Source organism: Corynebacterium pilbarense, from assembly GCF_026930265.1.
Classification (GTDB): Bacteria; Actinomycetota; Actinomycetes; order Mycobacteriales; family Mycobacteriaceae; genus Corynebacterium; species Corynebacterium pilbarense.
In genome coordinates this window covers 83502-96548 of record NZ_JANRML010000003.1, presented here as the reverse complement: position 1 = coordinate 96548, position 13047 = coordinate 83502, and the positions used below count along the sequence as shown (strand labels likewise).

At 64.6% G+C, this 13047-nt stretch carries 12 protein-coding genes and 1 tRNA gene; 7 read left to right on the top strand and 6 right to left on the bottom strand.

What is annotated here, in order from left to right; genetic code table 11:
• Window positions 1–17: 17 nt before the first annotated feature.
• The 4 genes from NUW87_RS04025 (at window position 18) to NUW87_RS04010 (ending at window position 4626) form a co-directional block, all read left to right on the top strand.
• On the top strand, window positions 18–1169 hold the full coding sequence (locus NUW87_RS04025) for a metallophosphoesterase family protein (protein ID WP_269027295.1): 1152 nt from the start codon (window positions 18–20) through the stop codon (window positions 1167–1169).
• Window positions 1170–1172: 3 nt separating this feature from the next.
• A complete protein-coding gene (locus tag NUW87_RS04020) occupies window positions 1173–3821 on the top strand; it encodes an AAA family ATPase (RefSeq protein ID WP_269027294.1) in 2649 nt (882 codons plus the stop codon).
• Window positions 3822–3832: 11 nt separating this feature from the next.
• Complete coding sequence (locus NUW87_RS04015; protein WP_269027293.1) at window positions 3833–4306, top strand: MarR family winged helix-turn-helix transcriptional regulator; 474 nt, start codon at window positions 3833–3835, stop codon at window positions 4304–4306.
• An 89-nt stretch (window positions 4307–4395) separates the two neighbouring features.
• Complete coding sequence (locus NUW87_RS04010; protein ID WP_239219898.1) at window positions 4396–4626, top strand: PspC domain-containing protein; 231 nt, start codon at window positions 4396–4398, stop codon at window positions 4624–4626.
• Here the strand turns inward: NUW87_RS04010 and NUW87_RS04005 are convergent.
• The gene (locus NUW87_RS04005; protein WP_269027292.1) at window positions 4623–5453 is read right to left on the bottom strand and encodes a polysaccharide deacetylase family protein; all 831 of its coding nucleotides are present in this window, start codon (window positions 5451–5453) and stop codon (window positions 4623–4625) included. The two genes, NUW87_RS04010 and NUW87_RS04005, sit on opposite strands and share 4 nt — an antisense overlap.
• 842 nt (window positions 5454–6295) lie before the next feature.
• Here NUW87_RS04005 and cmtR point away from each other — a divergent pair.
• The 3 genes from cmtR to NUW87_RS03990 all read left to right on the top strand — a co-directional run bounded on the left by cmtR (window position 6296) and on the right by NUW87_RS03990 (window position 7618).
• Window positions 6296–6655 carry a Cd(II)/Pb(II)-sensing metalloregulatory transcriptional regulator CmtR gene (gene cmtR, locus NUW87_RS04000; protein ID WP_194560256.1) on the top strand — a complete coding sequence of 120 codons (360 nt, stop codon included), beginning with the start codon at window positions 6296–6298 and terminating at the stop codon, window positions 6653–6655.
• Window positions 6652–7254 carry a cadmium resistance transporter gene (locus NUW87_RS03995; RefSeq protein ID WP_269027421.1) on the top strand — a complete coding sequence of 201 codons (603 nt, stop codon included), beginning with the start codon at window positions 6652–6654 and terminating at the stop codon, window positions 7252–7254. Before cmtR ends, NUW87_RS03995 begins: the two co-directional genes overlap by 4 nt.
• A gap of 112 nt (window positions 7255–7366) precedes the next feature.
• Window positions 7367–7618 carry a hypothetical protein gene (locus NUW87_RS03990; RefSeq protein WP_239219408.1) on the top strand — a complete coding sequence of 84 codons (252 nt, stop codon included), beginning with the start codon at window positions 7367–7369 and terminating at the stop codon, window positions 7616–7618.
• A gap of 339 nt (window positions 7619–7957) precedes the next feature.
• Here NUW87_RS03990 and NUW87_RS03985 read toward each other — a convergent pair.
• From NUW87_RS03985 to NUW87_RS03965, 5 genes are all read right to left on the bottom strand, one after another.
• Window positions 7958–8034: transfer RNA gene (locus NUW87_RS03985), tRNA-Arg, on the bottom strand.
• A 208-nt stretch (window positions 8035–8242) separates the two neighbouring features.
• On the bottom strand, window positions 8243–8917 hold the full coding sequence (locus tag NUW87_RS03980) for a LutC/YkgG family protein (protein ID WP_269027291.1): 675 nt from the start codon (window positions 8915–8917) through the stop codon (window positions 8243–8245).
• Complete coding sequence (locus tag NUW87_RS03975) at window positions 8918–10471, bottom strand: LutB/LldF family L-lactate oxidation iron-sulfur protein (RefSeq protein ID WP_239219410.1); 1554 nt, start codon at window positions 10469–10471, stop codon at window positions 8918–8920. It lies immediately after the preceding gene.
• Window positions 10468–11253, bottom strand: a complete 786-nt coding sequence (locus NUW87_RS03970) for a (Fe-S)-binding protein (RefSeq protein ID WP_269027290.1) — start codon at window positions 11251–11253, stop codon at window positions 10468–10470. The genes NUW87_RS03975 and NUW87_RS03970 overlap by 4 nt, the downstream gene beginning before the upstream one ends.
• 91 nt (window positions 11254–11344) lie before the next feature.
• Window positions 11345–13015 carry an L-lactate permease gene (locus tag NUW87_RS03965; RefSeq protein WP_269027289.1) on the bottom strand — a complete coding sequence of 557 codons (1671 nt, stop codon included), beginning with the start codon at window positions 13013–13015 and terminating at the stop codon, window positions 11345–11347.
• Window positions 13016–13047 lie beyond the last annotated feature (32 nt).

The following is a 13047-nucleotide window of genomic DNA, read 5'->3' as shown; positions in this document are numbered from 1 at the left end:
TGGTAGGTGTATAAGACATGACGCACACCACCTTCATCCACACCTCCGACCTGCAGTTAGGCATGCGCCGAAAATTCTTGTCGCCCGAGGCGCAGTCGCGATTCGACGATGCACGGCTCCGCGCCCTCACCCGCCTGGGGGAGATAGCAACGGAGCGCGGCGCCGAATTCATCGTGGTCGCCGGCGACGTATTCGAGCACAACTCGCTCGAGCCCACCACACTCGGCCGCGCGCTCGAGGCGCTGCGCAAACTGCCCGTGCCGGTCTACCTTTTGCCCGGCAATCACGACCCGCTGGTGGCAGACAGCATCTTTCAGCGCACAGAGGGCATTGAAGGTGTCAAGGTGCTCGCGGACTCTAATCCTGTGGTCGTGCGCGAGGGCGTCGAGGTGGTGGGCGCCCCGCTGCTGACTAAGCATGCCTCGGAGGACCTGTGTGCCAAGGCCGTCCGCCACCTGGCACCGACGGAGGCGGTCCGCATCCTCGTCGGCCACGGCGCCGTGGAGGGCTTCGGGGAGGAAGAGGCGCATTCGCTTATCGACGTTGCTTCGCTCGACAACGCCATCGACCAGGGCACGATCGATTACGTCGCCCTGGGGGATACTCACTCCACCGCGGCGCTGACCGCCTCGGAGCGGATCTGGTACTCCGGCGCGCCGGAAACCACGGATTACTTCGACCGCACCCCTGGCGTGGCCGGCGGCGAGGTGGATTCCGGCAACGCACTGGTGGTCACCGTGAACAAGGACGCCGGGCGCGCTGACGTCTCGGTGGAGAAGGTCCCGGTTGGCGCCTGGACGTTCGAGGCCCGCTTCTGGGAGGTGGCCAGCAGTGAGGATGTGGCCGAGGTGATCGAGGAGCTGAAGGCTTACCCGGAGAAGGACCGCACCGTGATCAAGTACGCGTTATCCGGCACCCTTGGCTTGGAGGACACGCGCACCTTGGAGCGCGAACTTGCCGAGTTAGAGCCGGTCTTCGCGGCGCTGTACCCGCGCGAGCGGCTGATGAGCCTGCACCTCGAGCCCGACGACGAAGAGATGGAAAACCTGCCATTGACCGGCTTCGCCGAGGGCGCCATGCGTGAGCTGATCGGCCAGGCGGCCGGGGAAAACGCCACCGCCCGCGACGCTGTGAACCTGCTGTTTCGCCTGTCCAAGGAGGTGGGCTAGACCATGCGCATCCACGACCTAGTCATCGACAACTTCCGCGCCGTCGAGCACCTGGAGTTGCGCGACCTGCCGGATACCGGCGTGATTGTTATCCACGGCCCAAACGAGGCCGGCAAGTCCACCATCCTGGACGCCATCGGAACCGTGCTGCAGGAGCGCCATTCCGCCGGCGGCAAGAAGATCAAGATCTTCGCCCCGGTCGGCCGCGACGCCTCGCCCGAGGTCACCATGACCGCGACGGTGGGGCAGACCACGTTCAAGATCCACAAGCGCTGGTTGAAGGGCAAGCTCTCAGAGCTGGAGATCCTCTCGCCGGTGCACAAGAACTTCACCGGACGCCAGGCGGACGACGAGCTCGCGCGCATTATCGCCGAGCAGATGGACACCAGCCTGGCCAAGACCCTGTTCCTGCGCCAGGGAGAGCTGGACCCGGGCATCGCCGCGGCCGGCATCCCGTCCATCTCGCAGGCGCTCGACGCGGAAGACGGCTCGGAGCGCTCGGGCGAGGAAGACACCGAGCTCATGGCCGCTATCGAGGCGGAGTACGCCCGCTACTGGACGGCCGCGACCCCGCCGAAACCCAAAGCCTCCTTCACCGCGAAATCCGACGCGGTGGACGCCGCCCGCGAAACCCTGCGCGCCGCCGAGGCCGAGGTGCAGCAACTTGCCACATTCGTCGACGAGGTGGCCCGCCGCGAAGACGAAATCGGCGCGGTGGACACGGAGCTGCCGCAGGCCCACGACGAGCTCGCCGAACGCGAGGCCGAGTTCGCCCAGGCCAGCCAGCTCGCTTTGCAGGCCAAGACCGCGGCCGAGCAGTTCGATCGCGCCACCGTCGCCAGAAAGCGTGCCGAGCAGGACCTCGCCGAGCGCACCGCGCTCACCGCGCGCGTCGCCGCGCTGCGCGAGGAGGAGAAGGAATTGCAGGCCGCGCTTGCTCCGGCGCAGGAGGCGCGCGACGCAGAGCGTGAGAAGGTCACGGAGCTAACGCACCAGGTCGAGGATGCGAAAACCCGCCTCGCCGCCGCTCGCACCACCCTGCGCGGCGCCGAAAACGTCCGCGATCACGTGCGTGCTTCTCGACGCCTCACGGTCGTCACCGACCAACTCTCCCTCATCGGCAAAGCTGAGCAGGCCTACGCAACCCTGCTCAAGAACGCCCCGGTCCTGCAGGTCACGGACGCGGACGTGCGCAAACTGGAGGAGGCCGAGAGCGAACTGACTCTGCAGCGCCGCCTGCGCGAGGCAGCCTCCGCCAAATTAGAGATCACCGCCGAGGGCAAAACTATCCAGGTCGACGGCGAGAGCGTGGATGTGGACGGCACCGAGTCCGTCGCCGTCTACGAGGGCACGCGCCTCACCCTCGACGACTTCGACGTTGTCTTCCGCGCTGCGCAAGGCGCAGAAGACCCCCGCCGTGCTGTGGAGAAGGCCGAGGACCGCCTTGCCAGCCTGCTGTCCAAGCTCGGCTGCGCGGACGTCGACGAGGCACGAGCCGCCCGCGACGCGTGCAAGGCACACGACGCGGAGGTGAAATCCGCCCGTCAGCGCCGCGACGACGCGCTTGCCGGCACCGACGCCGACGAGCTCGCTGCGGAGCGCGACCGCCTTTCCACCCAGATTGAGGAGCTCGCCGAGGCGATCGACACCGCCGAGCTGCCCGACACCGAGCAGGCCGCGGAGCTGGCAGTGAAGGATGCTCAAAAGGCGCTGGATAAGGCAGAAAAGGACGTTGATGCCGCCGACGCCGCACTCAAGCCTTACGCGGATCGCACCGCCGCCAGCGAGCTGACCGTCGTGAAAACCAACCTCGAGGCGAAGCAGGCCGAGGCCAGCCACGCCGCCGACGAGCTGGAGCGGGCGGAGACCGCCGCACCGAAAACCGAGCTCGAGGACACCGTCGAATCCGCCCGCGAGCAGGAGAGCGAGGCCAAGGAGGCGCACGACGTGCTCTCCGCTGAACTCGCGACCGCCGACCCGGAGATCGCCCAACAGATGCTCGAGGGCGCGAAGGCGCGCCTGCAGAACCTGGAAAAACGACAGGCAGAGGCCAACAACCGCATCACTGAGCTAACCGGCCGCATCGAGATCGCCGCCGGCGCCGCGGAGAAGGCCGACCGCGCGGCCGCGGAGCTCGACGCCGCAGAGACAGAACTGGCCCGCACCACCCGCCGCGCCGACGCGGTGCGTTTGCTGCGCGAGACGATGCACGCCCACCGCGACGCCGCCCGCGCTCGCTACACCGCACCGTTCAACGACGCGATCCGCAACCGCGCCCGCGTGCTGTTCGGCCCGACCGTTGACTTCAACTTCGGCGAGGACCTCACCGTTACCGAGCGCACCGTCGACGGGGTGAGCGTGCCGCTGGACCAGCTCTCCGGCGGCACGAAAGAGCAGTTGGCCATCCTCACCCGGTTCGCCATCGCGGACCTGGTCACCGCCTCCGGTGAGACAACCCCGGTGCCCGTGGTGGTCGACGACGCCCTCGGCGCCACCGACCCGGAACGTCTCGCCCGCATGAACTCGCTGTTTTCCCAGGTAGGGAAGTCCTCGCAGGTGTTGGTACTGACCTGTTTCCCGCAGCGCTTCGACCGTGTCGCCGCGGCGCGCACGTACTCCATGGACGAGCTGAAGACCGCACCCATCGGCTAGGATCTGCCCGTATGAATGCACAACCGCGGTGGCTCGACGACGAAGAACAGCAGCTGTGGCGGCTGATGCTCGCGGGGTTTACCAAGATCTCGCGCACGCTTGACGATCGCCTCCAAGCAGGCGGCGACATTTCTTCGCCGGAGTTTTCCGTGCTCGTCGCGCTGTCGGAGGCGCAAGACCGCACGCTGCGCCTGCGCGAGCTGTGCGAAGAACTCGGCTGGGACCGCTCGCGCGCCTCCCACCAGGTCACGCGCATGAAAAAGCGCGGCCTGCTCACCAAAAAGAAGTGCCCCGGCGATGCCCGCGGCGTGCTGGTGACCCTGACCGACCAAGGCATGGCCCACCTCGAGGAGGCGGCGCCGGACCACGTGGAGACCGTGCGGCGCCTCATCTTCGACCACCTGGACGCGGACCGTGCCGACAAAATCAGTGAGTTCTTCACCGACGTGCTCGCTGCCGAGGATCTGCCAACTAACCAGCTCTAACAACCGTTTCGTGAGCAACTGTCCTTGCGGGTTTGCGCCGGCGGGGGTTGGATGGGGTTTACCGAACCCATGGATGAAAGGACCCCACGATGTCCAGCCCGTACAACCCGCAGCACATCAACCCGGGTAACTCCCCGAAGCGCCTCGAGCGTTCCATGACCGACAAGTACATCGCCGGCGTCTGCGGCGGCATCGCCCAGTACCTCGGCGTCGACGCCACCGCGGTGCGCGTGGTCTTTATCCTCCTCGTCCTCATGGGCGTGTTCCCGGGCCTGCTCGCCTACGGCGTGGCCTGGCTAATTATGCCGGCTGAGTTTTAGGGCCTGCTCCCGTCGAGGAACGTGAACCGGACCTCGTCGCTAGGCAATTGCTCCAGCGCCTGGCGCACGCCCGGCCCGGTGCCTGAGGTGGGGTGGTTCATGTGCGCCAGCACGATTGCCCCGTCAGGGGCTTGCATGATTGCCGACGCCACATGGTCCGCCGCGGCAGTCGCCCCAAAATCGCCGTTGACGCTGTAGCCCGCGATAGCCACGCCGCGGTCGCGCGCGATGTCCACGGCGACATCGTCGTAATGGGCCGTGCCTGAGCGGAACCACGTCGATTCCACCCCGTAGTCCGCCAGCAGCGCCCGGTTGCCGTCGATTTCCGCGATGGCTTCCGCCGGCGTTGCGGTTCCCGCGATGCCGTAGGCGGCCTCGCCGTTGCCGCTCAGCGGTAGGTGGCGCGTGCCGTGATTTTCCAGGCGGAACAGGGGGTCGGCCGCAAGCTTGCGCGTCGCATCCGGGTTCGCCTCGATCCAGGTGGCGCTCAAAAACAGCGTCGCGGGTACCGCGAATTTGCGCAGCGCGTCTATCAACCCCTGGTCCACTGCCGAGCCACTGGGTCCGCCGCAGGCGTCGAACGTCAGCGCAATCGTGCGCCTGCCCGGCGTTACAGGCACCATCTCCACAATGCCGCGCATGGAGGTCCCAAACGTTTGTGGCACCCGGCCCGCGTAGTGCTCCGGGCCGGGATACGCCGTCACTGTTTCGCGGGCAGTGGAGGTGGCTGTTTCCGTTGCTGTCGTGCCCCGCGGGCCGGCGCACCCCACTAACGCAGAAAAGCCCGCCACTGCCGTGGCGGACATGAATGTTTTTCTGCTCAGCACAGGCTGAGAGTGTAGTTGCAGGGGGAGCGGAGCGCTCGTCGAACCCGGATGGGACGAGTTAGCTTAGGGGTAAACCCCTGCTTGGGGCTTTCACGAAACCTCCTGACCAGTTGTAGCGGGTTCGTGGCTACACCCCGGTTACACCGGGTTCCGACTCCGGTTACACGACAGAAGTCAATTATATGACGTGAGCAGGAGCGCTTTTTAGAACGGGAAGTCAGGAAATTCTGCTTCCGCCTCTTCCTGCCTCTCGGCAAGCTCCACGCTCCACCGTGAACGCTCGACTAGCTCGTCAAAGGTGAGCACCTCCGGTGACTTGCGGTTCGAGCGGAAACTTTCAAAGCTACGGAGCTTCGAGCCAATTCGGTTTGCCTTGGACGCGGCACAAATCGCACATGGGCCGATCATCAAAAACGAGCGTGGTTCAAGCAAGTATGCACCGTCGCCAGTGTTGTCTCCCTCGTTGTCCCTCTCGGCAATCCATCCGGCAAGACTCTCCTTGGCGGCGCGAACCGTCGTCGAACCCCGAGGTGTCCCCTCTGCAAACGGGAATCGAGTCGAGGCTGCGGATAAGCTAGATAAGTTTGTTCGAGCCTTCCCGGTTCAAGATGATGAGGCCATCGAGTTTTGTTCCGTTCGGATCATTGCTTGGGGCCTGAAAACCGATCTCCCGAACTATGCCAGGCTCGTGCGCAACTTGAATCTCGAGCTGGCGACGCTGTTTTCGCAACTTGCCGGAATCTCTGCCATCTCTGCTCCTTCCACTGTCTCTTGAGCAGCACACACAGCTGCACCGCTACCCGGAACTTGACTAGTTCAGTGCTCGCTGTATAGTTCAGTGAATGCTGACTATTGCTTCGCGTCTCGACGTGATGAACCGCCTGGGTCGTGCACTGGCCGACCCCACTCGATCCCGGATCATCTTGACCCTGCTCGACCATCCCGCCTACCCGGCGGAACTATCCCGAGATCTGGACCTGACACGCCCGAATGTGTCCAACCACCTGGCATGCCTGCGCGATTGTGGGATCGTCGTCTCCGAGCCCGAGGGTCGTCGGACACGATACGAGATTGCCGATCCGCACTTGGCGCAGGCGCTGACGACACTGGTCGATGCCACCCTGGCAGTAGACGAAGACGCCCCGTGCATGGATCCCGCCTGCTCGCTTCCCGGATGCGACGTAGCTGGGGAGGGCGCATGATCCTCACCACAGTCTTGCAAGCGATAGGCCTGTTCGCAGCTACCAACATCGACGACATCATCGTGCTCTCCCTCTTCTTCGCGCGAGGGGCAGGCCAGAGCGGCACCACCGCCCGTATTTTGGCCGGCCAGTACCTCGGATTTGCCGGCATCCTCGTCGCCGCGATCCTTGTGACTATCGGCGCCGGAGCATTTCTGCCCCCGGCAGCTATTCCATACTTTGGTCTCATCCCTCTGGGCATCGGCCTCTGGGCCGCATGGCAGGCCTGGCGCGGAGACGATGACGACGATGACGACGAGGCCAAGGTTGCCGGCAAGAAGGTCGGCGTTTGGACAGTTGCAGGCGTCACGTTTGCCAATGGCGGCGACAACATCGGTATCTACACCCCTGTATTCCTCAGCGTGGAACCTCTCGCAGTAGTCGCCTACTGCGTTAGCTTCCTCGCGCTCGTTGCGGTCCTGGTGGCCCTGGCAAAGTTCGTCGCCACCCGCCCCCCGATCGCGGAAGTGCTCGAACGCTGGGAGGGCATCCTCTTTCCCATCGTTCTCATCGGCCTCGGCATCGTGATCCTCGTCAGCGGCGGAGCTTTTGGGCTCTGACATAGCAGCAGTGTTCCAACGGCGGTTGCGTCCCTTAGTGTTGTGTAACGCTTGCTGATGGGACTTGACCTCTGGCATGTGCGGTGCGGTCTGCTCCCAGGCCTCTATTACCGTGCAGAACACGCCGGAAGACGGCGCGAAGTACCTCAACCAGGGCGCTCCCTACGGCACGAAGGAGTGGCAGGAGCAGTACCACCGTCGCAACACCATTGAGTCGCGCAATGACCGTGTGAAGTTCTCCCGCCACCAGGGCCACGGCGACCCGACCATGCGGCTTATGCGTGGCTGGGCAGCGCAAGCCATTTCGGCTGTCATGTCCGCGGTTGCGGCCAACATAGGTCTGCTGTCGGCAGAGTCCCGCTGACGCTTCCCGAAGAAGCCCACGCCTCCCACGACCCCTCCGGACGGTCGCATGACCCGCGGCCGCGACGAGACTGGCACCGACGCTTTCCCCAACGCGCCCCCGCTTGCGGCATAGCCCGACCAAGGCCACCGGCTGGTCCTCAAACAATGAGGACGAAGCCCGTGGCCTAGAGGTCGTGGGCGAGTGCCGAAATTCGGCCCAAAACGGCGTTCAGATAAAGAAAAATGACCCCTCCGAACGAACGGAGCGGGTCACTTTTGTGTTCGCGGCCGTTTTCCTTCGGCTGGCAGGAGGTTTCGTGAAAAGATTGGAACAGTTTCGTGAAACCCCCTGCTCAAATGGTGTCCCCGACAGGATTCGAACCTGCGACCTTCGGTACCGGAAACCGATGCTCTAATCCACTGAGCTACGGAGACAATGCCGTATAGGTTAGCACCCGGTATCACAGCCAACGAAATTGGAACGAACCCTAGGGTGACTCCCAGCTACACCCCATGGATTTGCAACACCCATGTCGCATAATCATTGGTGCGCGCCGCGGGAACGGCGTGACACGGGAAACAATGACAGCGAAACGGCCGGCCCCGAAAGGGACCGGCCGTTTCGTTATGCCCGCTAAAGCGGCTACTTCACAACCATCACGATGAGGTCGCGCGGGCCGTGCACGCCTTCGACGCGCACGAGCTCGATGTCGGAGGTCGCGGACGGACCAGAGATCATGGTCGCCGGGCGCTCCGGATTGATGCGGGAGATCATCTCCGGCACGCCGAAGACGACGGTCTCAGGGCGCACGATGCAGATGTGGCGATCCGGCACCAGCGACAGGGCGCGGCGGCCGCACACGTCGCCGGACTCCAGCACGATGGAGCCGGTCTGCGCGGAGGTGACCTGGGAGTCGGTGATCACGGCGTCGACGTCGGAAAGCTCGCGCGGATCGGTGTCGTTGGAATCCGGGCGGGCGGTGCCAGCGAAGCCGTCGAAAAGCGAGGCGTCGAGGCCGGGGGCGTAGACGACCTCGTTGCACTTGCGGTCCGCCAGCACCTTGACGATGTCCTCGGCGAGGGTCGCCTCGGTGGTTTCCACAACGTCCGCCTTGTAGTCCACGAGGCGGTCGATGAGGATCTCGCGCAGCTCGTCGGCGCTGAGGTCGGAGGAGGTGTTGTAGTTGCGAACCACTTCCACCTGCTCCGGCGTGTTGGACAGCTGCTGCGCGTCGCGGATGCGCTTGAGGATTTCGCGCTTCGCGTCCTCGTTGCGGGTGTCACGCGGGGCAGAATTACCGGTTACTCGAGTAGTCATTTACTTGTCCTCTTCCTCGAAACGTTCGCCGGTGACCTTCTGGCCCTCCGGGACGCCCTGCTCGCGGGCTTCGGCCAGCAGGCGCTCGGCTTCCTCGGAGCCCCACCACTGGCGGAAGGACTTCTTCGGCGGCACCGCGACGTCGCGGTACTCGGTCCAGCCGGAAATCGGCGGCGGCATGAGGTCGATCTTGCCGTTGAAGCCGCCGAGCACGCGGCCCAGAGCCACCATCCGCACCAGCTTGTCCCACACGCCGCTGCGACCCCAGACCTGGGCCAGGGAAGCGAACGCCGCGCGCTCGATGTGGCTCGGCTCGTTCTTCGCCTTCTGGTAGCGCAGCTCCAGCAGAATGTCCGTGATCGGGATCTTCACCGGGCAGACCTCGTTGCAGCGGCCGCACAGGGAAGACGCGTACGGCAGGGAGCCGTTCGGGTCGTCCGAGGAGTCGATGCCGGTCAGCTGCGGGGTGATGATCGCGCCGATCGGGCCCGGGTAGGTGGAGCCGTAGGAGTGGCCGCCGGCACGCTCGTAGACCGGGCAGACATTCAGGCAGGCAGAGCAGCGGATGCACTTCAGGGCCTCGCGGCCGATCTCGCTGGACAGGGCGGCGGTGCGGCCGTTGTCCAAGAGGACGATGTGGAAGTTCTGCGGACCGTCGCCCTCCGTCACACCGGACCACAGGGAGGTGTACGGGTTCATGCGCTCGCCGGTGGAGGAGCGCGGCAGCAGCTGCAGGAACACGCCGAGGTCCTCGAAGCTGGGCAGCAGCTTCTCAATGCCCATGACGGTGATCAGGGTCTCCGGCAGGGTCAGGCACATACGGCCGTTGCCCTCGGACTCCACGATGGAGACGGTGCCGGTATCCGCGCAGCCGAAGTTGGCGCCGGAGATGGCCACCTTGGCCTCCATGAACTGCTGGCGCAGGTACTTGCGGGCGGCCTCCGCCAGCTCCGCCGGATCCTGGGTCAGGGTCTCGTCCGTGTTCGGCATCTTCGCGGCGAAGATGTCGCGGATCTCCGCGCGGTTGCGGTGGATCGCCGGGACCAGGATGTGGGAGGGGAAGTCCTCGCCGAGCTGCACGATGAGCTCTGCCAGGTCGGTCTCCTGCGCGAAGATGCCGGCCTTTTCCAGCTCGTCGTTCAGGGCGATTTCCTGAGTGGCCATGGACTTGATCTTGACAACCTTGTCCTCGCCGGTGGCGCGGACCAGGTCCTGGATGATCTCGTTGGCTTCCTTGGAGTCGCGCGCCCAGTGGACGTGGCCGCCGCGGGCGGTGACGTTCTGCTCGAACTGCTCCAGCAGCTCGGGCATGCGCGCAGCGACGTCGCGCTTGATGGTGGAGCCGGCTTCGCGCAGATCCTGCCAATCGTCCACCTCGTCCACAACAGCCTGGCGCTTCACACGGATGGTGGTGGTGGCGTACTGGTAGTTGCGGCGCTTGGTTACGTCGTTGAGCTCGTGGTGCGCAGCTTTCTGGAACTTTTCCTTGCCGCGCAGGTGGGACGGGCCGCTGGCGTACGGCGGCATGGTGGGTTGACCGAGTGCGACCTTCACAGCATCTTCTCCTTCTTGTATGCCGCGGACGTCGGGGTCAGCGGGTGCTCCTTGGTGGAGGCGAGGATCTCCGCCATGTGCACAGCGCGGATACCCTGGTGCTGGCGGGACATTGCGCCCGCGATGTTCATCAGGCAGGAGGAGTCACCGGCGGTGACGTACTCGGCCTGCGTGTCCTTGATGTGGCGGACCTTGTCCGAAACCATGGCGGAGGAGACCTCCGGCATCTTCACGGAGAAGGTGCCGCCGAAGCCGCAGCATTCCTCGGAGTTGGGCAGGTCCACCAGTTCCAGGCCCTCGACGTGGCGCAGCAGCTCGGTCGGGCGGTCGCCGACCTTGAGGAAGCGCAGGGAGTGGCAGGAGGAGTGGTAGGTCACGCGGTGCGGGAAGAACGCGCCCACGTCGTAGGTGCCTGCGACGTCCACGATGAACTCGGAGAGGTCGTAGGTCTTCTTCGAAGCGGTCCTAGCACCGTCCGCCAGTGCCTTCGAACCGAAACGCTCCGCCAGCTCGACGTGCTGCTCGCGCACAGCACCCGCGCAGGAACCGGAGGGGGCGACGACGTAGTCGATGGAGGGGTCCGAAAACGCGTCAACGTAAGTTTCGATGATCGGAATGGCCTGCTCTTTATAACCGGTGTTCACGTGCATCTGGCCACAGCAGGTCTGCTGTTCTGGAAAGACAACGTCGTAGCCCAAGCGGGAAAGCACAATGGCAGAAGCCTTGTGCGCGTCGGGAAAGAGGGCGTCGCCGATACAAGTAGAAAACAGCGCTACTCGCATGTTCGGACTCCTAAAAGATGAGATCACAGGGAAATAATGAAAGCCCCCGCAGGCTGTGATGACCTCGAGGGCTCCGATATTCGGTTGTCAGTTACGGAACGACCGGCGCAAGTGCACTCAAAACGTTCGACTGAAGGAAGACTATCACGCACACAGCAACCAGGAAGCCGAAGCTCCAGCCGACGACCTTCTTGAAGATCTCGGATTCCTTGCCCTCCATGTTCACCGCGGTCGCGGCAATGGCGAGGGACTGCGGCGAGATCATCTTGCCCACAACACCACCGGTGGTGTTGGCGGCGAGCAGCAGATCCGGGTTGAGACCCAAGTTGTTCGCCGCGGTGACCTGCAGGTTGGCAAATAGCGCGTTGGCGGAGGTGTCGGAGCCGGTCACGGCCACGCCCACCCAGCCGAGGACCGGGGAGAAGAAGGCGAATGCCGGGCCGAGGTTGGCGAAGAACTCGCCGATGGTCACGGTCTGGCCGGAGTAGTTCATCACGTACGCCAGCGCCAGCACGAGCACGATAGTGACTGCGGACCAGCGCATCTTCCACACAGTGTCGGTGAATTCCTTGCCCACCTGGCCCCAGGTCAGGCTGTAGCGGCCGTTCTCGTTGAACACCATGTAGGCCACGGAGACAATGAGCGCGGAGATGACGAGAAGCGTGCCGGGGTTGTTGATCCAGGCGAAGTTGTAGTCGCTGTTGACGGCCTGGCCAGATGCGTCGAGAAGCTTGCCATCGAGGCCCGGCCACGGGAAGGAGATCTGGAACTTGTTCAGCCACTCCGGAATGGTGCTGCCGAGGTTGGCAAGACCGAAGATGACAACAACGACGGCGTACGGCATGAGTGCCATCCAGACGCGGTGGCCCGGAAGCTCCGCATCCTCGGTGTGTGCCGGCAGCTCGAGGCGCTGACGCATCTCATCGAGGCCCTTCGGCTGCCAGAAACGCAGCAGCAGGAACGCAGCACCGAGCGCGACGATGCAGGCGACGACGTCGGTGAGCTGGTAAGCGAAGTAGTGGGAGGTCCACCACTTGGCCACCGCGAAGGTGAGGCCGATGGTGAAGGCTGCCGGTGCGGTCTCGCGCACGCCGCGCTTGCCGTCGATGATCAGGGCGATGATGAAGGGGACGAAGAACGCCAGGATCGGGGTCTGGTTACCGATGATCGCCGCGATGTTCTCGGTCTGCTCGACCGTGCGGCCGCCGACCTCGCCGGCGGTGGTGATCGGGATGCCCACGGCGCCGAACGCCACCGGAGCGGTGTTGGCCAGCAGCACAACGGTCGCGGCCTTCAGCGGCGGGATGCCCAGTGCGAGGATCATGGTTGCGGTAATCGCCACCGGCGCGCCGAAGCCGGCCAGCGCCTCAAGCAGGCCGCCGAAGCAGAAGGCGATGAGCATCGCCTGGATGCGCACGTCGCCGTTGCCCATCTTGTCGAAGACGGTGCGCAGGTCCTCGAAGCGGCCGGACGCGACGGTGATCTGGTAGAACCAGATGGCCGTCAGGATCACGAAGACGATGGGGAAGAGGCCGAACAAGCCGCCGCGGAAGGCGGAGGAGATAGCCATGGTGGTGGGCATGTTGAAGCCCAAGATGGCTACCAGTAGTGCAACTACGAGCGCGACGGCGCCGGAGGTGTGCGCGCGGGCTTTGAATCCGAGCAGCATGATGAAGAACGTGAGCAACGGCAGGGTAGACACCAGCGCCGAGAGGCCCACGCTGCCACCGATCGCGTCGGTGAACACTTGGAATTGATCCATGGGAGGCTCTTTCGAGTCAGTACGGGCAATGA